Source organism: Aliikangiella aequoris (assembly GCF_053709105.1).
In genome coordinates, this window is the sequence record NZ_CM132298.1 from 19,918 (window position 1) to 41,501 (window position 21,584).

The 21,584-nt window shown below is 39.0% G+C and carries 25 protein-coding genes; 18 read left to right on the forward strand and 7 right to left on the reverse strand.

The window, feature by feature from the left end:
- Positions 1-14 precede the first annotated feature (14 nt).
- From mshL to ACUR5C_RS00125, 5 genes are read right to left on the reverse strand one after another with little or no spacing between them, the layout of a single operon-like run.
- Entirely contained in the window at positions 15-1,637 is a 1,623-nt protein-coding gene (gene mshL / locus ACUR5C_RS00105) for a pilus (MSHA type) biogenesis protein MshL (RefSeq protein ID WP_454466275.1), read from the reverse strand.
- A gap of 13 nt (positions 1,638-1,650) precedes the next feature.
- Positions 1,651-1,980, reverse strand: a complete 330-nt coding sequence (locus ACUR5C_RS00110) for a hypothetical protein (RefSeq protein WP_454466276.1) — start codon at positions 1,978-1,980, stop codon at positions 1,651-1,653.
- On the reverse strand, positions 1,973-2,629 hold the full coding sequence (locus tag ACUR5C_RS00115; RefSeq protein WP_454466277.1) for a hypothetical protein: 657 nt from the start codon (positions 2,627-2,629) through the stop codon (positions 1,973-1,975). The genes ACUR5C_RS00110 and ACUR5C_RS00115 overlap by 8 nt, the downstream gene beginning before the upstream one ends.
- A complete protein-coding gene (locus ACUR5C_RS00120; protein ID WP_454466278.1) occupies positions 2,619-3,212 on the reverse strand; it encodes a PilN domain-containing protein in 594 nt (197 codons plus the stop codon). Before ACUR5C_RS00120 ends, ACUR5C_RS00115 begins: the two co-directional genes overlap by 11 nt.
- Before the next feature lies 1 nt (position 3,213).
- Positions 3,214-4,137: a hypothetical protein gene (locus ACUR5C_RS00125; RefSeq protein ID WP_454466279.1), complete on the reverse strand. Its 924-nt coding sequence runs from the start codon at positions 4,135-4,137 to the stop codon at positions 3,214-3,216.
- A 298-nt stretch (positions 4,138-4,435) separates the two neighbouring features.
- Here ACUR5C_RS00125 and ACUR5C_RS00130 point away from each other — a divergent pair, with 298 nt between their 5' ends.
- Positions 4,436-4,855, forward strand: coding sequence for a c-type cytochrome (locus ACUR5C_RS00130; RefSeq protein WP_454466280.1), 420 nt, complete (start codon positions 4,436-4,438; stop codon positions 4,853-4,855).
- Positions 4,856-4,930: 75 nt separating this feature from the next.
- On the opposite strand, the gene ACUR5C_RS00135 is transcribed toward ACUR5C_RS00130, so the two are convergent.
- On the reverse strand, positions 4,931-5,725 hold the full coding sequence (locus ACUR5C_RS00135; protein WP_454466281.1) for a hypothetical protein: 795 nt from the start codon (positions 5,723-5,725) through the stop codon (positions 4,931-4,933).
- 147 nt (positions 5,726-5,872) lie between these two features.
- On the opposite strand from ACUR5C_RS00135, the gene ACUR5C_RS00140 reads away from it, so the two are divergent.
- The 7 genes from ACUR5C_RS00140 (at position 5,873) to ACUR5C_RS00170 (ending at position 15,652) form a co-directional block, all read left to right on the forward strand.
- On the forward strand, positions 5,873-8,629 hold the full coding sequence (locus tag ACUR5C_RS00140; RefSeq protein WP_454466282.1) for a class I adenylate cyclase domain-containing protein: 2,757 nt from the start codon (positions 5,873-5,875) through the stop codon (positions 8,627-8,629).
- Between the two features lie 129 nt (positions 8,630-8,758).
- Positions 8,759-8,947: an LPS translocon maturation chaperone LptM gene (gene lptM / locus ACUR5C_RS00145; RefSeq protein WP_454466283.1), complete on the forward strand. Its 189-nt coding sequence runs from the start codon at positions 8,759-8,761 to the stop codon at positions 8,945-8,947.
- Complete coding sequence (dapF, locus tag ACUR5C_RS00150) at positions 8,944-9,774, forward strand: diaminopimelate epimerase (protein WP_454466284.1); 831 nt, start codon at positions 8,944-8,946, stop codon at positions 9,772-9,774. Before lptM ends, dapF begins: the two co-directional genes overlap by 4 nt.
- Complete coding sequence (locus tag ACUR5C_RS00155; RefSeq protein WP_454466285.1) at positions 9,771-10,523, forward strand: DUF484 family protein; 753 nt, start codon at positions 9,771-9,773, stop codon at positions 10,521-10,523. The genes dapF and ACUR5C_RS00155 overlap by 4 nt, the downstream gene beginning before the upstream one ends.
- A gap of 17 nt (positions 10,524-10,540) precedes the next feature.
- On the forward strand, positions 10,541-11,488 hold the full coding sequence (locus tag ACUR5C_RS00160; RefSeq protein WP_454466286.1) for a tyrosine recombinase XerC: 948 nt from the start codon (positions 10,541-10,543) through the stop codon (positions 11,486-11,488).
- Positions 11,485-12,183 carry an HAD-IA family hydrolase gene (locus ACUR5C_RS00165; RefSeq protein WP_454466287.1) on the forward strand — a complete coding sequence of 233 codons (699 nt, stop codon included), beginning with the start codon at positions 11,485-11,487 and terminating at the stop codon, positions 12,181-12,183. The genes ACUR5C_RS00160 and ACUR5C_RS00165 overlap by 4 nt, the downstream gene beginning before the upstream one ends.
- 43 nt (positions 12,184-12,226) lie before the next feature.
- A complete protein-coding gene (locus ACUR5C_RS00170; protein WP_454466288.1) occupies positions 12,227-15,652 on the forward strand; it encodes an EAL domain-containing protein in 3,426 nt (1,141 codons plus the stop codon).
- 170 nt (positions 15,653-15,822) lie between these two features.
- Here ACUR5C_RS00170 and ACUR5C_RS00175 read toward each other — a convergent pair whose 3' ends face one another.
- Positions 15,823-16,797: an integron integrase gene (locus ACUR5C_RS00175; RefSeq protein ID WP_454466289.1), complete on the reverse strand. Its 975-nt coding sequence runs from the start codon at positions 16,795-16,797 to the stop codon at positions 15,823-15,825.
- 291 nt (positions 16,798-17,088) lie between these two features.
- On the opposite strand from ACUR5C_RS00175, the gene ACUR5C_RS00180 reads away from it, so the two are divergent.
- The 10 genes from ACUR5C_RS00180 to ACUR5C_RS00225 all read left to right on the forward strand — a co-directional run bounded on the left by ACUR5C_RS00180 (position 17,089) and on the right by ACUR5C_RS00225 (position 21,520).
- Complete coding sequence (locus ACUR5C_RS00180; RefSeq protein ID WP_454466290.1) at positions 17,089-17,457, forward strand: hypothetical protein; 369 nt, start codon at positions 17,089-17,091, stop codon at positions 17,455-17,457.
- A 101-nt stretch (positions 17,458-17,558) separates the two neighbouring features.
- A complete protein-coding gene (locus ACUR5C_RS00185; protein WP_454466291.1) occupies positions 17,559-17,966 on the forward strand; it encodes a DUF7684 family protein in 408 nt (135 codons plus the stop codon).
- Positions 17,967-18,044: 78 nt separating this feature from the next.
- On the forward strand, positions 18,045-18,407 hold the full coding sequence (locus ACUR5C_RS00190; RefSeq protein WP_454466292.1) for a VOC family protein: 363 nt from the start codon (positions 18,045-18,047) through the stop codon (positions 18,405-18,407).
- An 87-nt stretch (positions 18,408-18,494) separates the two neighbouring features.
- Positions 18,495-18,956, forward strand: coding sequence for a hypothetical protein (locus ACUR5C_RS00195; protein WP_454466293.1), 462 nt, complete (start codon positions 18,495-18,497; stop codon positions 18,954-18,956).
- Positions 18,957-19,005: 49 nt separating this feature from the next.
- Positions 19,006-19,356 carry a hypothetical protein gene (locus ACUR5C_RS00200; protein ID WP_454466011.1) on the forward strand — a complete coding sequence of 117 codons (351 nt, stop codon included), beginning with the start codon at positions 19,006-19,008 and terminating at the stop codon, positions 19,354-19,356.
- A 52-nt stretch (positions 19,357-19,408) separates the two neighbouring features.
- A complete protein-coding gene (locus ACUR5C_RS00205; RefSeq protein ID WP_454466294.1) occupies positions 19,409-19,663 on the forward strand; it encodes a hypothetical protein in 255 nt (84 codons plus the stop codon).
- A gap of 75 nt (positions 19,664-19,738) precedes the next feature.
- The gene (locus ACUR5C_RS00210) at positions 19,739-20,116 is read left to right on the forward strand and encodes a hypothetical protein (protein WP_454466295.1); all 378 of its coding nucleotides are present in this window, start codon (positions 19,739-19,741) and stop codon (positions 20,114-20,116) included.
- A gap of 76 nt (positions 20,117-20,192) precedes the next feature.
- A complete protein-coding gene (locus tag ACUR5C_RS00215; protein ID WP_454466296.1) occupies positions 20,193-20,759 on the forward strand; it encodes a DUF6438 domain-containing protein in 567 nt (188 codons plus the stop codon).
- Positions 20,760-20,789: 30 nt separating this feature from the next.
- Positions 20,790-21,086 carry a hypothetical protein gene (locus tag ACUR5C_RS00220; protein WP_454466297.1) on the forward strand — a complete coding sequence of 99 codons (297 nt, stop codon included), beginning with the start codon at positions 20,790-20,792 and terminating at the stop codon, positions 21,084-21,086.
- 59 nt (positions 21,087-21,145) lie between these two features.
- The gene (locus tag ACUR5C_RS00225; protein WP_454466298.1) at positions 21,146-21,520 is read left to right on the forward strand and encodes a hypothetical protein; all 375 of its coding nucleotides are present in this window, start codon (positions 21,146-21,148) and stop codon (positions 21,518-21,520) included.
- The last annotated feature ends 64 nt before the right edge of the window (positions 21,521-21,584 follow it).

Genomic DNA, 21,584 nt, shown 5'->3' on the forward strand with positions numbered 1-21,584 from the left:
AATTAAACACAAATTTATTTAACGCTGTTAAATCGGTTTTTTAATTGATTCAGTTCGTCATTGGTTGACTCTTCACTTACTAAGTGAGCGCGTAATAAAATTACTAATTCACTCTTTACTTGGCTTTCACGTGTTTGCCTAAAAGCACCGCCAACAAAAGGAATATCACCAAGCAGCGGAGTAGAGCTAACCGTATTATGTGTTTTGGTTTGCATTAAACCGCCGATGACAATAACTTGCTGATCTCTGGTTTTAACAATGCTGTCTGACTCTCTTACATTAGTTAAAGCGAGAGGTAAGGTGAACTCATCTTGGCCTAAAGTTAAGGTTTTTTGTTGGTCGTTGACTTCACTAACGACCGGATGAATATGTAAAACGATTTCACCTTGCTGGCTTATTTGCGGCGTAACATCCAGTGAAATACCAGAAAAGAAGGGGGTTAAAGTAACATCAGGCGTAGTCGACGTGCTGTTGCCTGTTACGGTTGTGGTAGAAACATCGGTGACAAAAAACTCATCGCTGCCTACTTTAATGACTGCTTTTTGATTGTTAATCGTTGATACTCTTGGCGATGAAAGCACTTGTACGTCGCCTTGCTCTTTAAGCAGGTCTATTGCCGCGTCAAACGAAGCGCCTTGGTAGAGCATAGAAAAAATGCCATTAAGCGGTGGATCTCCTAAAATATTTTGAACCACTTGGCCTTGCTGACCAAAGGTAAAGCTGTCGCCGCCATTTACGGTGCGAATTCGACTCCAATCAATTCCAGCTTGAAAGCCTTCTTTGAGCGAAACTTCAATGATTTTGGCCTCTAAGGTTACTTGCCGATTGAGTGAGTTTTGGGTAACGCCTAAAAATTCTTTTACGAGTCTTTGGGTTTGCGGAAGCGCACTTACTATCACCACGCCGGAATTGGGGCTCACAATAACATTGGCTTTTTCTTCATTTTTTATAATTAAATTTAAACTTTGAGTCAAATCAGTCCAGAAATCTGACTTACTGTCGGTGGTGATCTCGCTTGAATTAAGCAAGGTCACGTTATTTTGGCCACCGCCACGATTGTTATTTTGGCCACCGCCGCGATTATTGTTTTGATTATTCTGACCACCAGCAACCGTTTGCCCGGCCACGCTAGTTCGCGACTTACCTTTCCGTGAAAGGTTTAAATAGTCTACTGGATAAATAGCCGTCATGGTTTCAGCTGAAGAAACAAAAAACATACTGCCTTGTCTTTCCACCATGAGAGGGTAAATTCTCTCAATCGCAGTAAGCACTTCAGAAACGCTAACATTTTTTAATTGCAGCGTGATTTTAGTGTTAACTTCTGGGCTAACGACCATGTTGTAATCAGTGCCATCGACTAAACCAAGCAAGAATGAACGCGCGTCGATACCTTTAACTGAAACATCAAATTTTTCTTCAATAATTAATGGTGTTTGTTGTGAAACTGGCGGTAGCATACTTGCAAGTACATCTTGCTGAGAAATTTTGGGCTGGTTGCTCGCCTGTTGAGTTTGCATCTCTTGGATCGTTTGAGTTGCGAGTGAGTCTGCTTTTTCTGGCGGCTGCGATGTTGCACAGCTTGATAAACAGCAGGTGACTGCAAAAATGGTAGCGATCTGTAATTGGCTTACTTTCATATTTAATAACTTTCTATTGTTTGGATTTAACATTACCAAAAAGGGTTAAACGATACTCGCCTTTAGCCGAGCGTAAAGTCACGTATTTTCGATTTATTCTGATTATTTTACTTTCAAAAAACATATCGCCTTCGCGGTAAGTTTTTTCACCTATGATAGCGAGTCGCTGATCATCTCTAAAAATTATAGCAGTTAGGGCTGCTCGGTTGGCACTGCCTTTTTTTGCATTAACTTGCTTTTTTGGAACGGTTAAGTGTTTAGGACGAGTCGGATCGGCGGCCGCAGTTGAGACTAAACCGATGGCCATAATAAGCGAAATAATTTTTAATAAACGATTATCCACCAATCCACTTCCTTTGCATGCTAACTGTTGAAACTTCAAGTGTGACTAAAGATTTAGGGTAGTTTTCTACCGAGTAATCGAGGCGCTCGAAATTGACTTGTTGGGGCATTGCTTCTAGCTGTTTAATAAAGTTTTGGGTTGCATTAAAACCACCTTCAAAAGTCATTACCATGGCATGTTTGTACATTTGAACCGATTCGTCTTTGGTTTGGCTTTTATCCGTTAGGAGTGCTTTAGGCGGCAGTTTTTTAAGCGAGACTAGTTTAAGTTGAGTAGAGCTTTCTAAAATGCTTTTAAGTAAAGGCGCCATATCTTGTGGCTTAACTAAATTGTAGGCGCGCTCAGAAAGTTGTTTAGAAACTACCGCTATTTCTTTGTCAATGGCGGCTAACTGGCGGTATTTAGGATCGTTCCGCTGAGCATAAACACCTTGGTTTAAAGCTTGCTGAGCTAAATTGAGCTCATTGATTTGGGTTTCTAATTGAGTGATTTGTTGGTTTGATTGTTTAATTTGAGTGCGTATTTTGTTTAACCAAAACAAATCCACCAATAAAACGCAAATAATAAGGAAGCTAAATGTAATAAATAGCCGTTTGCGTGACTCGAGTTGGTCGAATTTTGCAATGTAGGTTTTTAATTTACTTAGCATTGACTAACCGTCCATTTGTTAAGTTAAAGTTAATTAAACCAACATTCTCTTCATCACGTAAAACTTCTAAGCTGTCAAACTCCCTAACTAAAGCTGATAGAGAGTTCATTTGTTGAATATAAGTAGGTATTGCCGCAGTGTCTTGACTGCTGCCTTTTAAGCTTAATTGGGTTCGGTCGAGGCTTATATGAGTTAACCAAACGGTATCGCTCGGGTGTTTTGCTAATTGCTGCAACACTTCGCTAAAGTTAAACTGTTGAGTTTCTAAGTCACCGACTTGAGCGAGTATTTTTCGGTAACTATTTAAGGTTTGCTGCTGTTTGGCAAGCTTGTCGTCAATGGACATTATGTCGGTCGATTGAGATAAGCGTTTTTGTAACTCAAGTAGTTGGGTTTGGGTGACAGTTAAGTCTTGTTGTTTCTGAATTTTTAAAGCAGCTAAGTTTTCAGCCTGACGCTGCTGGGTAAACCCAAAAGCGGTTACACCGATTAAAACCACAATAAAGACTAGGCCTGCAAAGCGGCTGTCGAAGCTAAGTGGCTTGGGTTTAAACTCGTCAAAGTAAAAGTTGATATGCTGCATATTAATTATCCACCCTTAATGCTGAGCCTACCTCGGGAATGCTGGGTAAAGGCATTTGTGGATCTTTTTGGGCAATATTAAGAGTCACTTCGCTGACTTCTATTTCGGTTATTTGATTAATGAGTTCAGAAAGCTTTTGGGTCGCAGCGCCGTTACTCTGCAACAGTATTTTTTCTACAGGACGCCTAAAAACTTGGCTTACTACGTAGTCTAAGCTTCTTTGGGTTTCTAATAAAAACGACTCTTGTTCTGCTTGAGCTTGATCTTCTAAGGTAAAGTCATCGTCGCTTTGCGACGGTAAAAACAAGCCTTTTTTATAGCGCGAGAAGGCTAACGACTGCCCTTGGTAAAAACTAAAAACTAAGCCGGACTGATCTTGCCCTATAAACCCGATAATTTTATCGTCTTGTAAATGGTTGAGAAGTCCAAAACCTAGGCTGAGCTCTTCAATTTCTATCGAGTCCATTTCTAAGCCCGCTTGTTTGGTCCATTCAATAAAGCTTTCAACCAGACTTCGGTCAACTACGACGGCATTCAGTTGTTTCGACGGACCGGTGTCATTTGGGTTATGTGGAAAAAAGTGACTAACTAATATTTCGTCAACGGGCTTTTCAATCAAGTCTTTAACTTGCCACCGTAGCGCAGCATCAATTTCTTTTACCGCCACATCTGGGGCATCAATTTGAAAAGTTTGATAATAGTCTCGGCTAATCACCCAGCGGCACGCCAAGCCCTTGTTGGCGTTATTTTGACACCAAGCCACCATGAGTTTGCCTAGTTCATCCAAAGACTTAAAAGTAAACTGCTCAAAACTGGACTGGTAGAGTGAATCTTTGTCTTTTTTTAGGTGTTGCAGGCGACAGTTATCACCATCAATACTAATGATAATAAAATCGTTATTTTTTGTTTTTTTAAATAATTTCAATTTTATCTATATTTTCAATAAGTTAGTTGTTGTTTTTGAACCCATCCTGGCCTCAAGGCGGTGTTTTTATATTTGAATGGATTTTAAACAGAAATTCTTAGGCTCTAATGTACCCTAATTGTAGTAAATTATTAAGAAAAAGTATTAAATATTTGAATTTATAGCAATTTAACGAAATTTTAGACAAATCTTTTATCATTTGGTGGAAGTCGGCTATAATCCGCACCTAGACCAAGTTTTAGACTGTTTAGTTGATAAATTACTAAGCACATTTTCCATGATTGGGGAGAAGAGTATCGTGTTAAAATTACGAGTTGTATTGGTTGCAATGCTAGTGGCTTTTGCTGGGGCTGTAGCGGCTACCCATACTAGTGAGCATTCTGTTAAAGAAAGGCTGAAGCCAACGGGCTCTGTCTATAAAGAAGGTGATAATGTACCTGTTGCTGTCGCTCCAGTGGCGGAAGCACCTAGTGGGCCTAGAGACGGTGCCACCATTTATACTGACAAGTGTGCAATGTGCCACGAAGGCGGCGTAGCTGGCGCACCCAAAACCGGTGACGTAGCTGGTTGGACTGACCGAGTTGAGAAGGGTGAAGAAACATTGTACAAGAACGCCATAGTGGGAATTAATGCAATGCCTGCAAAAGGTATGTGTATGGATTGTTCAGATGACGAGATTAAAGCCGCTGTAGACTACTTATTACTACAACTTCAGTAGCTTGACCCTTTTGTAAGATTTAAAAAAACCGGCAATAGCCGGTTTTTTTACGCCTTGATAAAACTTAAACGATGTTTATTTTAGAGCCTTTTCATCTTTTAGTAGGGTTTCAAGTTGTGCGACTAGCTTATGGCGCGCTTTGGCGAGCATTTTTTGACTGTCATCGTGGGTTTGCCAGTGAGTTTCTCCAAACACCAATTGATAATCGATAGAACTATTGATAAACGCTAGTTGCTTGCTAAGCGCTTGTTTTAATTTGGTTTTTAGAGCGGGTAGCGCACTTTCAGGAGTTTCAGGCAAAATCATTAAATAAGTACTATTATCGGTATGACCAATCATATCTGCCCAACGCAGTTCATTCGTTAGAGTGTCTTTAATGGTTTGATGTAAGGTTTCGTTGGCTACCGAGTCGGGTTTGTTAAACACAAGCAAGTGCAGCTTCATAATTGAAAGCGGGTTGTCATAGCGACGGCTGCGGCTGACTTCGTAGTCTAAAAAGTCAACCCAGTTATTCTTTTTGGGAATTCGGGTTGTGGTGAGTTTTGCGCTGGATAAAGCCAGTTTGCTCGGGGCTTCGCGTTCTTTTGCAAAGTAATGCACAGTATGCCCGTTTGGAGTGTCTAATGTATCACTCCAATATTGAAATTTAACCTCTAACTTTGCTTCAGAATCAAATAGTTGAACCGTATGAGCGTCATTGTCGATGGCTTCTATTGGCAGTGCAGCGTAAAGCTGATTGAGTATTTGTGCCGACTCAATCTGAGTATCTTCCATAAATTTTTGATTACACCAAATGATTCTATGTTGTGGGTCACATACTAAAATGCCTAATGGCGATCGGTTTAAAAGTTCCGTTTGTTCGAAAGACATGATTAACTCTGCTTGATTGGTGAGTCGTTTATTAATAAATAGCTAAATTTTAGCGCCGCTGTTGCCTAGCAAGACTATACTCAATTAACCACTATTTATCATCCTTGTTGTTATTATAGCCATTGTCTTTAGGAAAAGCGTAATATTGTGACTCAATCTTTGATTGAAAAAAAACACCTAGAAAAGCGCCAGCAGCAGTTTATCGAACTCTCGAAACAGCGTTATGAGCGTATGTTGCAAAACTTTAGTCAAAGTCAAGCTGACCGAGTGCAGCTTATTCCACTGTTGTTCCATGTTAACCACCCAGCATTACCCGGCTATGTAGATAAACAAACCCCTCATGGTATACCTAATTACAGCAAGGATTCAAAAGAGCTAAAGCTAGCTAAGGCTTTATTTAAAAGTTTTCAGCTGCAAAGCAAAGCTTTGCTTAAATTTGAAATATTAGGACTGTACCTAATGGGCAGCACCGGAACCTTAGCACAGTCATATAATAGTGATCTTGATTTGTGGATTTGTGTTGAACAGTCGCTAAATCTTGTACAACAAGAAAAGTTAATTAAAAAGGCCGATAAAATTAGCGCTTGGATTGCCGAGTACGGCATAGAGCTAAATTGCTTTATTGTCTTTTCTGAACAATTCAAACAGCAGCAACAACAGTCTATTAGTAAAGATAATAGTGGTTCAATGCAAAACTTCCTATTACTGGACGAGTTCTATCGAACCGCAATTTGGCTAGTAGGCAGAATGCCACTATGGTGGTTAGTTCCGCCCGAAGCAAATTATCCACAATTTTGTCAGCAATTAGTTTTTCAAAAAGTAATAGAGCCGAAAGACTGGATTGATTTTGGTGATGTCACCGAAATTCCCGCGGGAGAGTACTTTAGTGCAGCCTTGTGGCAACTATATAAATCTACAACGTCCCCATACAAATCTGCAATGAAGCTGCTTTTGCTAGAGATTTATGCTCGTCATGTGACTCAAGCTGGTTTATTGTCTACTCAGTTTAAGCAAAAGCTATATCAGCAGGGCGTCGATGCGAATAGCTTAGATGCCTATTATTTAGTGCTAGAGTATGCAGAAGAGTATCTCCAAGATAACCCGCAAAGGCTTGAATTTTTGCGCCGAGCTTTTTATTTAAAAGCGAATTGTAAAGTAGAGTTAGATAGGCGCGATTCGACTAATTGGCGTTATCAACCGATTTTGTCACTGGTTAAAAAATGGGGTTGGAATCAAGCAAGACTTGACTACTTAAATCAGCGATACCGCTGGAAAGTAAAACAAATAATTGTTGAGCGAGCAGATATATTTCGCGAGTTGAATCATAGTTATCACTTTATTACCAATTTTGCTCGAATACATGGCGTGCTCAACGAAGCTAACCAAAATGAATTGGTTTCAATTAGTCGAATGCTGTACGCTAGTTTTGAAAAGCATAAAGGAAAAATCGACAATCTTAATGTTGGTATAGCGACCAATTTAGTTGAAACAAATATAACGCTGCATCACGCTGACGCTAAGTGGTTGGTGTTTTGTGACCGAGTCACAACTAAGCAAGCGGTAATTCATCAAGCCGTTTATACCGCAAATAGCTTCTTTAAGGCGTTAACCTGGTGTATTGCAAACCGAATTTTAAGTGAAGACACCCAGGTCAATATTAATGCGAAAAATGAGGTTTATTTACAAAATAACTTAACAGGTTTAAGTAAACATATTGAGCACGCGGTATGTTTTTCTATGCCAAGTATTGGTGCCAGTGCATTTTTAGAAAAAGCTAAAACTGTGGCAGTTAATGTTTATGTTAATTGCAATCAAGATCCACTGATTAGCGAACAAAATGCTAATTATTTTAGTGTGGTTTCGAATGATGATGGGTTTCAATGGGGTGCTTTAAAAATTAATTTATACGCTCAGCTGAGTGTATTAAGTGTAAACAGCTGGGGCGAAAAAATCATTAGAGAGTATAGCGGTGAAGCCGCGCTAATTGAATTGTTTAAAGAAAACCCTGTTAGCTCTCATCATGATATTAATGTAGTTGAAGTCTATGGTGAATCCTTAAGAAATACTGAAGTGCACCGTCAACGCTTACATGAAATTTTCGATCTCTGGCAAGACTTAAAAGTGAAAAGTCAAACCAGCGAGCAATGTGTTCGTTTTCTTATGAGCGTAGAAAATGGGATTTTATCTATCGACTTTGCTAAAGGCGTAATTAGTAATACTTACTACGACACAGAGAAAGATTTTTTAAATCAATGCGCTATCACCAAAGCTAAATCATTGGTATTTTACTGTGATAATCAACTTTCACTTACCAGTGGCGTTCAAAGTATTTTAACTTACCCTGCTGACTCTCAACCGCAAGTTTTCTTTTTAACGCGAAGCAGTAATGTGATCTATGTTTTTATTAAAGATTCACTAGGAAACTGCTTTTTTCAAGCTCATTCTAATGTAAAAACCTCGCAACTGATCAATCATTATTTGCAGTTTTTAGACTCGATTGCTCCACGAATGTCGAGTGAGTCTGACACTATGCATAAGCCCGCACTTTACCTTTGGGATCAAAAAAGTAAAGAAAATCGAGCAATTCTTGTTTCTGAGCAGTCTATGCCTAATTACTATGAAAATGTTAGTGCGACAGCGCGGTTTAATTCGAGTAATGAAATTTGCTTTGATCTCGCCTGTGGGGGAACAATCTACCTTTATGATGAATTGAGTGAAATGGTCTACTCAGAAGTGGTCAAAATCATCTTAAAGCGACGTAAACAAGCTGCTGATTACCCCATTTTTGTGACCAATATCGACGCCAGTGTGCTAGGGGAAAGCTCTTCGTTAATGGATTTTTTAGAGCTTAAGCGAGAAATTGAAACCAAACTGGCTCAAGCAGTATCGCGGCAAAAGCTCTAAAAGAACAAAATTTAGCGGTAAATCTTAGCGCCACAAACATTCTAAGCGGCTTTTAGCCGACAAACTCATTGATTTATGCCTTAAAATTGCTGAGAATTGGGGTTCAGTTTTTAAATCATTGTTGGGTTTATGTTAATTAGGTTTTGGTTAATATTAAGTAGTAGCTTGCTTTTAGTCGCCTGTGGCCAAAAAGGTCCGCTTAAAGTGGAGCCTCAAGCATTATCATCTCAAACAACCAACGCCACGACTCAAGACATTGATAAACCCCAAAAGCCCCAATCTAGTGCAAAATTTACGCAAAAGGAAACAGAGCTATGATGTTAAGCTTTGCTAAAATGCATGGGCTTGGAAACGACTTTATGGTGGTAGACGGCGTTTCTCAACAAGTTTATTTTACCGAAGGTCAAATTAGGAAGTTAGCAGATCGTAATCGTGGGGTTGGTTTTGACCAGTTGTTACTAATTGAGCCGCCACAGCAACCTGACGTAGATTTTCATTATCGAATTTTTAATGCTGATGGAACAGAAGTTGAACAATGTGGCAATGGCGCTCGCTGTTTAGCTCGTTTTGTACGCAGTGTAGGCTTAACTTGGAAGCACAAAATTCGAGTGAGTACTATGAAAGGCATAATGAACTTGCAAATTATGCGCAATGGATTAGTGACCGCTGAAATGGGCGTGCCAGAGCTACTCCCCGAAAAAATTCCGCTACGCTATGCCCAACAAGAGCTAACCTATCATGTTAATGTTGAAGGCGTCAGTTATCAGTTTGGCGCTGTATCTATGGGTAATCCACATTGTGTTATTGCGGTTAACAACGTAGATAGTATTAATGTTAATCAAATAGGAATGGCGTTAACCCAACATAGTATATTTCCAGAAGGCGCCAATATTGGGTTTATGCAAAAAACCGCTGAAGATGAAATAAAACTGAGAGTTTATGAGCGCGGAGTCGGCGAAACTCAAGCGTGCGGTACCGGTGCTTGCGCAAGTGCAGTGGTTGGGCAGCTGCAATTAGAAATGAAACAAAAAATAAGAGTCTTTTTACCTGGCGGCCACTTACATATTGATTGGGCTGGTGAGGGTGAAGTTTTGAAAATGATGGGACCAGCAGAGTTAGTTTATCAGGGGTTTATTGAGTTATGAAATTTCCGCATCCGCAAGCCTTAGAAGAAGGCAAAATTAGTCGCCTCAATCAGTTAATGGAAGAAGCGCAAGTAAAAAATTATTTAGCTAACAATCCAGATTTCTTAGTAAAAAACCCTCAGTTACTTACCCATATGGAAATTAACCATGGGTGTGATGCGACGACTTCGCTGGTAGAGCGTCAGATCAAAGTATTGCGAGAGCGAAATCAACAGTTGCAAGGGCAACTGATTGATATGTTGCAAGCTGCGCAAAAAAATGAGGCCTTACTTATTCAAGTAAACCAACTCATGCTTAATTTATTAAAGTGTGAAAACCTGCAAGATTTAAATACTGAACTCGTGGCCGGGTTACAACGTGACTTTCATATTGAAGGCGTGGCACTCGCTTTGGTTGGTGATTTGCAGCAGGTTGGTCCGGCAAAAATTTTTAAAAGTGCAGCAGATATCAAAGCCTTACTTAATTGCCAATTTCCTGATAGCCAACCGCTCTGTGGTCGACTAGAAGAGCAATCTAAAAAACGGCTGTTTGGTGATTTGAGTAAAAACCTAAAATCTTTTGCGTTAATTCCTTTGGGTGAAGAATGTGAGCATGGTATTTTAGCTTTAGCGAGCGAAGAAGTTGAAAGGTTTTCGCCAGAAATGGGGACTTTGTTTATTGAATTAATTGGTAGTATCGTGACCCACTTAACTCAGTCGCTACGCCTACAAAAACAACTAAACAAAACAGTAGCGGCGATTACAAGTTAAATTGTTTAACTAAAAACATGCAATTTGATGCAGCCGCTATTAATAAAGAGCTAAGCGATTTTCCGGAGTCGCTGACTAGCGATATGAGTGAATATTTAACTTATATTAGTGTCCAAAAAAATTACTCTGCATTAACGACCAAAACATATTTTCGCCAGCTTAGGCTGCTTATTGAGTATCTTAGCAATGCGAAAATTATAAGTTATCAAAAGGTAACCACCGCCGATATAAGAAGGTTCTCTGCGCAGTTGCATCGTCAAGGACTTTCTCCAAAGTCTATCGCGCTCGTACTTTCATCGTGTCGTAGCTTATTTAATTTTTTAATTGAAAAAAAGCGAGTTAGTTTTAATCCAGCTAAACCGGTACGAGCACCTAAGTCAGCAAAAAAGCTTCCTAGAACGGTCGCAGTAGATCAATTAACTTTGTTTATGAACGCGATTGATATTGGAGAAGATATTGGTATTCGTGATAAAGCAATAGCTGAACTTTTTTATTCAAGTGCGCTGCGTTTAGCCGAGTTAGTCAGGTTAGACTTAGCGCATATTGATTTGCGTGATTCGAGTGTTCGTGTTTTAGGTAAAGGGCGCAAGTTGAGAGTTGTGCCGTTAGGGCGAAAAGCAAAGGCGGCTATTCAAGAATGGTTAACAATTAGAAGCGTGTGGTTGAGTGACTTTTCACAAGAAGCGCTTTTTATTAGCCAGCGAAAAACCCGACTAAGCCCGCGTAGTATTCAAGTAAGAATGGAGTATTGGGGTAAGCGAGCAGGAATGAATGGTCGTATTCACCCACATAAATTTCGCCACTCTTGTGCAACTCATGTCCTTGAGTCGTCGGCTGATTTGCGCGCCGTGCAAGAGTTGCTCGGTCATGCTAACTTGTCGACTACCCAAGTTTATACTCACTTAGATTTTCAGCAGCTTGCAAGTGTTTATGATTCTGCACATCCTAGAGCTAAGAAAAAATGAGTGAGGTTAACATTGAGAGGCAAGCTGTAAAACATATTAAGCTACTTAGTTTTGACTTAGATAATGCACTTTACGATAACACTCCAGTGCTGCAAGGTGCCGAAAAAGCTTGTCGTGATTATTTACAGCAACAATTTGCACAAGAAAATATTATATTCGAATATGCGAAGTTTGAAAAAATCAAACTTAATATGGCTAAGCAAGCTAACGCGGCATTTGATGATTTAACTGCATTGCGGTTAGCGGCTTTAACTGAGTTTTGTCAGGTATTATCAGATCCAAAAAAATATGCAAGTAACGCATTACGACAGTTTTTAAAATACCGCCAACCGCAAAAATTTGAACAATGCATACTAGATATGCTTGCCAAACTTGCCAAGCAGTATCAGCTAGTAAGTGTTAGTAATGGCAACTGCCAAATCGAAAAAACGCAGTTGCAACAATATTTCGCTAAGCACTACTCACCGAGTTTAGGTTTTCGCGCAAAGCCACATCCACAAATGCTTAGTCAAGTTGCTAAAGACTTTAATTTAAGCCCTGCTCAAATTTGTCATATTGGCGACTCTTTGTTAGCCGATAAGCAGTGTGCGCAAAATGCTGGAACTCGTTTTTATTATTTCTCTCCGTTTGAAGGTAATCAATTGGAAGTTTGTGTTAGTCAGTTAATTAGGTTTTTTTTTCATAGTAAAGCTTAGATCAAGATGACGATTATAGGAGTAGCCTATCCAATTAAATAAAGTGTTTTTTCTAATATGCTTAGTCTGGTCTGGGGTAATTTTTCTTTGGAGTTGTCCGACAAGTGCAAACTCTGCCGTTAAATTAACTCAACAAGAATCTGAATGGTTAGCAACTAAGCAAGTCATTACCTTTAGTGGTGACCCTAACTGGATGCCTTTTGAGTCATTTCAGCAAGGTGTGTATCAAGGGATTGTGGCAGAATATATTGCGCTCATTGAGCAAAAAATTAATACGCCCATTAAAATTATTGAACCTAAAGATTGGCAACAGGCACAAGCGCTTCTTCTCACCGGTCAAGTTGATTTAATGTCTGAGACAACTGATAGCAAAAATGTTTCTCAGGTGGTTTTATCAGATGTTTATTTTTCGTCGCCAATAATTATGGTCAAGCGTAATTCAGACCTTAAAGCTAAATCATTAAGTAACGCATTAACCAAAAAGATCGCGGTAGTGAGAGGTTATGGTTATAGCCAAAAGATTAAGCGCTCGTTTCCAGATTCTAACTTAATTACTGTAGCAAACATGCAAGACGGGCTTTTAGCTGTTTCAACTGGTGAGATTGAGACGCTGTTATGTAGTCTTACTCAATGCAGTTATCTGATAAAACAAATGGCTTTGCATAATCTAGATGTTGTCGCAACAACTGAGTTCTCAACTGAACTGGCATTTGCAAGTTTGCCTAAAAACAAATTGCTTTTATCCATTATTAACAAGTCGCTTGAGTCGATTACTGACACTGAAAAACAGGCGATTATGCAAAAGTGGTCTAGTGAGCTTAAGTTTCAAAAAAATGACTACACCTGGCTATGGAATGTGTTGTTGATTGCGCTAGCGATATTGGCTTTTATTTTCTATCGCCAACTGCAGCTAAAAGAATATAACCGTCGTTTAAGGCACAGCGAAGAGCGCTACGCTAGAGCGGTAAAAGGCGCAAAAGATGGGATCTGGGATTGGGAACTAGAAACTAATGCGACTTATCTATCGCCGCGTTGGAAAGCGCTTCTCGGTTACGACTATGATGAACTATCAAACGATTCAGAAGAGTTTTTCTCAAGGTTACACCCTGATGATAAGGAAAGAGTTATTACAACCACTAATAATCATTTAGCCGGTAAAGGTGTTTATGATTTAGAGTTAAGGTTAAAGCATAAAAGTGGAGAGTATCGCTGGTATCGATCTGTCGGCCAAGCGGAATACGATAGTCACGGTGTCGCGATTAAGATGGCAGGTATTTTATCGGATATTAACCAACGTAAAAAATTAGAGTCGCTTGAAAAGTCCCGTAACTATATTTTAGAGCTTACTGCAAAAGGTGAATCTTTACATAAAATACTTACCGCAATAGTTGAAACGGTTGAAGCAGAAAAGCCGCGCATGATTTGTAGTATTTTAATATTAGCAAGCGATGGTAAGTATTTTAAAAATGGGGCTTCACCTAGTATTCCAGAAAGCTATACCAAAGCACTAGAACAATTACCAATTTCAAGTGAAAGTGGATCTTGTGGTAGTGCTGTATTTCATGGCAAGCGAATTATTGTTAAAGATATCAGTAGCGATCCTTTGTGGAAAAACTATAAAGACTACGCTTTAGAAATAGGTTTTAAGGCATGCTGGTCACAACCAATTATTAATGCAAAAGGAAAAGTTTTGGGCACTTTTGCAATTTACCATAAAAATAAAACACGGCCATCAACAGAAGATATTACTATTATAGAGCAAGCGGCTACTTTGGCGGGTATTGCAATTGAAAAGCATAAAGCAACTGAGGAGCTGCAGTTAGCTTCTTTAGTTTACCAGCATAGCAGCGATGCGATGATGATCTTTGATAGTCAGCGAAAAATAATTTCAGTAAACCCTGCTTTTTCCGCGATAACTGGATATGCGGCCGATGAAGTTATCGGCAAAGAAGCGGATATTTTGAACTCTGAATTTTATGACGATTCTTTTTATCAAGCAATGTCGCTAGCGGTTTCACATGTTGGTAGTTGGCAGGGTGAAATTAAAGACCGACGCAAGAGTGGTGAGATTTACTATAAGTGGCTTACCATCAATACCGTATTTGATGATGAAGGTGAAATTTATCGCCGGGTAGCTTTGTTTTCTGACATCAGTGAAAGAAAGCAGTCTGAAAAAATTATCTGGCAGCAAGCTAATTATGATTTTCTAACCGATTTACCTAATAGAAGTATGTTTAACGACCGACTTAAAGAGCGAATAAAGAGTGCTCAAAGAGACCGTTCTAAGTTTGCTTTACTACTGATTGATCTTGACCACTTTAAAGAAGTAAATGATTCATTAGGGCATGATTATGGCGATATATTGTTACGTGAAGCGGTGATTAGAATTAATGCTTCGGTGCGTGAAAGTGATACTGTCGCTCGTTTGGGTGGAGATGAATTTACCATTATTTTATCACCACTAGAAGACGAGTATGACGTTGAGCGGGTAACTCAATCAATACTGGATCGCTTAAGTGAACCCTTTACCCTGGCTAATGAAGTTGTTTATATTTCCGCAAGTATTGGTATCACTTTATTTCCAGAAGACGCTAATAGTTTAGAAGGGTTGTTGAAAAACGCTGATCAAGCGATGTATGAAGCGAAAAAATTGGGACGCAATGGTTTTAGTTATTTTACAAAATCTATGCAGGTAAACGCTCGAAATAGAATGCGATTAATTGCTGATATGCGTCGTGCGATTACCCAACAAGAATTTCTATTACTCTATCAGCCTATCGTTAATTTAAGTAATGGTAAAATAACGAAAGCTGAGGCACTAATTCGTTGGCAACATCCAGATCAAGGTTTAATCTCGCCGACTGAATTTATTCCTTTAGCCGAAGAAACTGGCATGATTAAAGATATTGGCGATTGGGTTTTAAAGCAAGCAACAATGCAGGTTGTAAAGTGGCGAGAAACTATCGATAAACAATTTCAAATTTGTGTTAATACATCAGCTGCGCAATATATTAATCCTGGCGTTAAGTCGGGGGAATGGTTTAATCAATTTAGCGCCAGCAATTTAGATGGTGATGCTTTAGTCATTGAAATTACCGAAAGTTTAATAATGGATGCCCGTAAAGAAATAAAATCACAATTAATTGATTTTAGAAACTTAGGAATTCAAGTTGCTTTAGACGACTTTGGGACGGGGTATTCTTCTTTAGCCTATTTAAAAAAATTTGATATAGATTATATTAAAATTGATAGAGCATTTGTGAGTAATTTAGAAGAGGACTTTGATAATAGAGCTTTATGCGAAGCTATCGTTGTAATGGCGCATAAGCTGAATCTTTACGTTATTGCTGAGGGTGTAGAAACCGAAGTCCAAAAACAAATACTAACTGAAATGAAGTGTGATTTTGCGCAAGGCTTTTTCTACTCTAAACCGGTTTTAGCAAAAGACTTTGTAAAATTAGTTGGATAAGTGAACTCAATCTGACATTTTGGGTTGGGCGAGCTTAATATAATCAGTCAATCTAATTTCGGCTATAATCTTATTGCAGACAGTGGCAATACTTTATAAGACTGATAGCATCACAAAAACGACAGTGAAGTAAAAACCTATTTAATAAAATAGCCGACGCTCAAATTATTTTAAAGTTTATTTAACGGGCTCAGTGTTCCAGATGGATTTCGATTGAGCACGTGAGTATAAATTTGAGTAGTTCTTACGTCGTTGTGACCGAGAAGTTCTTGGACCGTTCTTATATCAGCGCCCGATTCTAACAAGTGGGTTGCAAACGAGTGACGAAAAACATGTGCAGTCACTTTCTTATTGATTCCCGCTTTTTTAACTGCGCTTTTAACATGTTTTGCAAAAACTGAAGGGTGAACATGATGTCTTCTTACTATCAGTGTGCGTGGATCAGTACTTATTTTTAAACTAGGAAAGACCCATTGCCACGCAAGTGACTTTCCAGCCCTTGGAGATTTTCGTTCAAATGCGTATGGGAGCTCGACCCCATTGATGTTTTCTCTTCGATCTTTTAAGTGTAGTTGTTTTACAAATTCAATTTGAGCGAGCAGTTCACTCTTGCATGATTCAGGTAGAGGTAGAGGCCGGTCTTTATTTCCTTTTCCTCGCCTTACGGTAATTTGGTTTCTATCAAAATCAATGTCTTTAACTCGTAACCGATGAACCTCGCTTTTCCGCAATCCAGTTCCGTAGATAATTTGAGCCATTAGTTTGGGTAAACCCTGTATATTCTCTAAAACTACCCTTACTTCTGGGACAGATAACACCACGGGTAAGTTTTTGTGGTATTTGGCTCTTACTGCGTTGACGGCATTTTCACCAAGTGGTGTTTCTAGAACTTTTTTATATAAAAACACTAAAGCGCAAAGTGCCTGATTTTGTGTTGCAGGAGAGACTTTCCTATCAACAGCCAAGTGACTCAGGAAATTTGTAACTTCCTCCGCTCCCATATCTTTCGGATGTTTGAGGTTGTAAAAATGGATAAACCGCTTAATCCATTGAACATAAGTTTTTTCCGTTTGATAGGAATAGTGTAAAGCGCGAATTTTAGTTCGAACTAACCACATGAATTTTGGTTTTTGTGATTGACTCATTTTTACTTCCTTGTATTAATGAATATCTATAAATGCTACTTGTATAAGTAGCTATAAGTCAAGGCAAATTTTCTTACTACGCCAGAAAAGCTATCTAAGTTGCTGATATAAAAAGAATATCCTATTTATGCTATGGAACATTATTCGAATAAAAGTTAAATAAAAACGACGCGATTTCAAAGAGATCGCTCTATCTTCTTGATTTAATTTAAAAAAGTATTTCTACACCAAAGTGTTTTTGCGTATTATTGTCATTTACTGAAAAGAATAAGCTGTTATGCCCTATAAGCCATGAATCGAATATTTTACGTAGTACTTATAGCAACCTTACTTTCAGGGTGTCCTGCAACCTTTAATGGCATTGTCAAAAATGAGTCTGCCCACGAAATTGTAGTCGTCCCACCATTCGAAACGGAGTTCAGCTGGATAATTGAGTCGGGCTCTGAAGATGAGGTAAATTGGTATCAAGATTGCATTACCATAAAAAGCCCGAATGGCATTCAATATTTTTCGGGCTGGCCAATTCCTGACAATGTTGTTAGTAACGGTGTCTTTAGTTCTAGCCTTGTGGCCGTCTATAAAAGTAACAAGCTGTTCTTTAAAACCAATGATGGGCAGCTCATAAAAATGAACCAGGTCGCTGCATGTGCAAAGGCATAACAAGTTGCTCAACCACCGTTCCGGCCAAAAGGCGGCCTCCACTGGACAGCCTAAAGCGTGCTTCGCACACGGCTGCCGGTTAGCAAGGCGTTAGGCAAAAAATGAATTACGTCAGGATACAAGAGGGAATTGAGCTTCCAAGTATTTCGGGATACAAACCGTTTAAGGCTGTTATCGTTGTTGAAGAGACTGTTTCTGAAAATTGGCAAAGTTCGGTCAGCGATTGGATCGTTGAATCTGGTTGCTACTACATGATGGCTTGGGGTATGCATTGCTCATCTTGGGACACGTCAGTTGACTTGGCGAATATAGCTCAATACGAAGATAATATTCCTGACGATGGTTTTGTGACCACTACTTGGCATGAAGATGAGCCACTTTCTGAAGTATTTTGGCTTTCTAAAAATACTGCGTTCAGTGAATATCATGATTCAAATGAAGTTCTTGTAGTGCATATTTCCAAAGTAGATAAATGTGACGAATTTACTCGTAAATATAAAAATGCCTAACAAGAAACAGCTGAAAGAACAGCGCAAAAGACGCACTGTCTTCAGTGTAAAGCGTTATGCACTATCAGGGATAGAAAGATGATTTACTTAAACTTGTCCGTGACCAATATGAAAGAAGCTCATGAGTTTTACTCTAAAAAGATCGGACTCTTTTCAGGAAGTTATAACCGGCTAGTTTGTGAATCTAGCCCGGAGCTTATTATTGACTTACTTGAAGTCGGCTCCGAAGAGCATCTAAGTGTGTTCGGAAGTAATTCTCATGTGAAATCTTCTTTCGCAATCTTGCATGGGGAAGATGCGAAGGTAGAATTACTCGATAGGCTAAAAGAACATGGAGTACAGTATAAGAATGAGCCAAATATGATGGCGGAATTTATAGATATTCAAGATCCATCTGGAAATTCAGTTTCGATTGGTGCGAGCCATGGCGGTATCGTTTAGCATGCATAACCAATCGCGGCTTTCGACAAAATTAATCGCTGCGCAATTTTGCGACAGCGCTTGGCGTTACGTGTCCAAGGAAGAAATATGATAACAATCTGGAATACAACAAAACTGAAAGAAAAACTCATTAATAAATCCCTATCGGAAGGGCACGCATTTATATATTTTTTTGCCACTTTGATTTATGACTATGTTGGATTTACCTTTGGCTACCTTGGTTTAAATGGGCAAGAGCCTAATGTCTGGGTAAAAACCAATGTTGTTGGTGCTTTGGCACTAACTTTTTTTGGAGTGCTGTATATTTTTTGGTGTAATGGAGCCAATAAGGGAGAGCAGTTTTTTCATCGCTATTTCTCTCTTTCAGTAGTCGTTGGAATCAAGTTTGCTATTCTAATGCTTGGGTTGCCATATCTTGTAGACCTAGCAACTGATGGAGAGGCGTATAATATGTTTCCTTGGTTAGGCTCTGCGATGTTTATTTTCCTAAACATTCTCATGTTTATCTTTATAGGTAAGCATATTAAATCTGTGGCGTATGCCACGTAACAAGTCAAAGCAGTAGATGAACTACTGTTTGAAGCGTTAAGTCTAAGATATGGCATTACCAAAAAATAAATCTCGTAGAATTGCAATTGACGATATTGATTATCGCTACGTCATTTCTATTTCAAGGAAAGATGATGGAAATTTTGAATTTAATATCACTGTGCAAAATGAATCATCAAATGGAAGTAAACTACTTCTAAAAGGATTAGTGACGCGAAATTTTTGGCTAGATTTTTCTGATAAAGTAGGGGAGTCGATAAATAGTGACTTGTATCCGACTATCACTCCTAAGCACATAGCTTACTTTATCAGGCAGGCGATCGCGGAAGGGTGGAGTTCGGATAAGCGTGAGAAAGACTTTATCCTGAATGTGAGCAACAAAGACTTAACCAATCAATGAAAAAAGAAACTGAAAAACGTTCTTTTTATTTTGGCGTTATGGTTCATAAAGTATGACTGACTCTTTCGTTACAATTCATGGCGATCAATGGAAAGCACAAGATGTTCAAGAACCGATAGAATGGGCTAAGGGAGAGTTTTGGGAGAAAACACGGTGGTCATCAGTGAAGCATGGCGATGACCACGACCATTGCCAAATCTGTTGGTGGAAGTTACGCGATAGTGAAGACCCTCAAATAGGTGTTGGTTATATTAGTGGTAAACATAATTGGCTATGTACTGAATGCTATGAACAGTTCATCAAATAGAAACCATAACAAAGCGCAGGAAGTCGAAATGCTGAAAACGCATTCGATTCAGCTGAGCGTTATGACACTTAAAGTATGAATTTTACTGAGTTGGAAATTTTCAAAGGGATTGATTTAACTGATTCATTTGTTTTGTATTGGGAACTTGAGCGTAATTGCCTTTCTTTTGACCTAGAGGCGAGTATTTGGCCTGAGTCTCGATACTATAGCAAACCGAAAGACGATGAGTTCACCTGCTATAAAAAGGCACGCTTAGATTTTCTGAATGTAAACTCGATTCAAGGACTAAAGGATATGAGCCAAGTAACACCTTCTACCGATGCGGATGGCGAAAAGGATTATGGAAATATAGACGTTCTAACTATCGGAGATGAAGGGTACTTTCTTGAAGGTGATTTTGGCGAGGTAACTATTAAAGGCGGGGAAATTCGTTTTGAATTTTATAGGTCATAACCAGTCAAGGCAGCATATGCAAAAGACGCAATTCTGCTTGGGGCGTTAGCTTCATGAAGGAACTATGAAAAAATACTTGGCTATACTCCTGTCTTTAATTTCTTTCGCTGTAAGCTCGGAAGACTTGATACATCACGATGAAAAGTCTGGTATCACGGTGCCTGGAGAGTTTGACTTAACTAGCTTCGAATTAAAAATTCGACGCGGTGGTTGTTTCGGGCCCTGTCCAATATATGACGTACTTTTAAAGGGAGATGGTAGCGTTCAATTCAAAGGACAAAAATTTGTGGCTATCGTTGGTGAGCGTTCAAAGCATTTAGATTCAAATAAAGTAAACTCTATAATATCGAAATTATATGAATCGAAGTTCTTCTATTTCCCACTAGAGTACAGAGACTATAGAGTCGAGGTAGTGAACCAAAGAGCTACAGTATTAATTCATGACATTACTGATATTCCGACACCATATATAGAGGTTATTGTTGGAGACTTTAAGAAATCTTTTATTTCAACACCGTCGGCTCCACCAGAAGCAGCAAAGCTCATAAGTGAAATTGAGGCTATGCTTGATATTTCTGATTGGGTCGAAAAAGCTAACCAGTCGCTGAAAAAAGACGCAGATAAAGAGAGTCGCGCTTTTTAGCGGGGCGTTATGTTCAGGAAGGACTCGAAGATGAATTTTAAGTTTTTAGCTTTAGGTCTCGCTCTTATTGTATTTGCTGGGCTTTTTACTTCTCGAACTATTTGGGTTGTTGATCTGGATTCTGGAAGTCAGAGCTATCACCGCTTAGTTTTTGGAGTAGAAGTTAAATCTTTAAGCGAATATGATTATCTAGAGTGCTCTGGCAATTGGAAAAATCCGCGACCTGACCTAAAAGGTGTGCAAACAATTTCGAACTGTAATCTTGTGTCCATTTGCGAAGCAAGTGAAGTGGAGAGTGCTGTGCTGTCAAATGGCTGTAGAACATAACCATGCGTTGAAATTTAGCGTTAAAAGCACGCAAAATTAACTAGGCGTTAGGTTTACGAATGGAACTCACAGAACTAAACAAATATTTGAGCAAGTTGGAAGGCCCTGGTGTTATCGAGCGTTTAACTGTCACCGAGCACAGTGAGGGTGGGTCTCTAGGAATCAAATTCTGTGGTGATACTGGATCTTTAGATGATGGCGAAATTGAGCTAACATTTGAATGTGTCGATATTTTGAATCTACCTCTTTCTTGGTTAATGGCTCCTGTTCAAGTGAAACTCGCAGATCCTGCAGTTTTGAATGACAAAATAGAGACGAACTATCAGGATGATGAATATAATCTCTATATCATTACAGACGATGTAGATATAGAGTGGCATGTTTATGCGAAGAGTTATGAAGTTAAAGTACTTCCTGTTTTTTATGGAAGATAAAAACCTAACCAGAAATTGCAAAATATTCAGGCAGAAAACGCCTGAATTTTTGAATTGAGCGTTA

What these genes read in the sequence shown, in the direction of transcription:
- ACUR5C_RS00195 (WP_454466293.1), top strand. Translation starts at nt 18,495, where the DNA reads ATGATAACAATCTGGAATACAACAAAACTGAAAGAAAAACTCATTAAT.
- ACUR5C_RS00220 (WP_454466297.1), top strand. Translation starts at nt 20,790, where the DNA reads ATGAATTTTAAGTTTTTAGCTTTAGGTCTCGCTCTTATTGTATTTGCT.
- ACUR5C_RS00205 (WP_454466294.1), top strand. Translation starts at nt 19,409, where the DNA reads ATGACTGACTCTTTCGTTACAATTCATGGCGATCAATGGAAAGCACAA.
- ACUR5C_RS00210 (WP_454466295.1), top strand. Translation starts at nt 19,739, where the DNA reads ATGAATTTTACTGAGTTGGAAATTTTCAAAGGGATTGATTTAACTGAT.
- ACUR5C_RS00185 (WP_454466291.1), top strand. Translation starts at nt 17,559, where the DNA reads ATGAATTACGTCAGGATACAAGAGGGAATTGAGCTTCCAAGTATTTCG.
- ACUR5C_RS00180 (WP_454466290.1), top strand. Translation starts at nt 17,089, where the DNA reads ATGAATCGAATATTTTACGTAGTACTTATAGCAACCTTACTTTCAGGG.
- ACUR5C_RS00190 (WP_454466292.1), top strand. Translation starts at nt 18,045, where the DNA reads ATGATTTACTTAAACTTGTCCGTGACCAATATGAAAGAAGCTCATGAG.
- ACUR5C_RS00225 (WP_454466298.1), top strand. Translation starts at nt 21,146, where the DNA reads ATGGAACTCACAGAACTAAACAAATATTTGAGCAAGTTGGAAGGCCCT.
- ACUR5C_RS00120 (WP_454466278.1), bottom strand. Translation starts at nt 3,212, where the DNA reads ATGCAGCATATCAACTTTTACTTTGACGAGTTTAAACCCAAGCCACTT.
- ACUR5C_RS00165 (WP_454466287.1), top strand. Translation starts at nt 11,485, where the DNA reads ATGAGTGAGGTTAACATTGAGAGGCAAGCTGTAAAACATATTAAGCTA.
- ACUR5C_RS00160 (WP_454466286.1), top strand. Translation starts at nt 10,541, where the DNA reads ATGCAATTTGATGCAGCCGCTATTAATAAAGAGCTAAGCGATTTTCCG.
- ACUR5C_RS00115 (WP_454466277.1), bottom strand. Translation starts at nt 2,629, where the DNA reads ATGCTAAGTAAATTAAAAACCTACATTGCAAAATTCGACCAACTCGAG.
- ACUR5C_RS00200 (WP_454466011.1), top strand. Translation starts at nt 19,006, where the DNA reads ATGGCATTACCAAAAAATAAATCTCGTAGAATTGCAATTGACGATATT.
- mshL (WP_454466275.1), bottom strand. Translation starts at nt 1,637, where the DNA reads ATGAAAGTAAGCCAATTACAGATCGCTACCATTTTTGCAGTCACCTGC.
- ACUR5C_RS00135 (WP_454466281.1), bottom strand. Translation starts at nt 5,725, where the DNA reads ATGTCTTTCGAACAAACGGAACTTTTAAACCGATCGCCATTAGGCATT.
- ACUR5C_RS00155 (WP_454466285.1), top strand. Translation starts at nt 9,771, where the DNA reads ATGAAATTTCCGCATCCGCAAGCCTTAGAAGAAGGCAAAATTAGTCGC.
- lptM (WP_454466283.1), top strand. Translation starts at nt 8,759, where the DNA reads ATGTTAATTAGGTTTTGGTTAATATTAAGTAGTAGCTTGCTTTTAGTC.
- ACUR5C_RS00175 (WP_454466289.1), bottom strand. Translation starts at nt 16,797, where the DNA reads ATGAGTCAATCACAAAAACCAAAATTCATGTGGTTAGTTCGAACTAAA.
- dapF (WP_454466284.1), top strand. Translation starts at nt 8,944, where the DNA reads ATGATGTTAAGCTTTGCTAAAATGCATGGGCTTGGAAACGACTTTATG.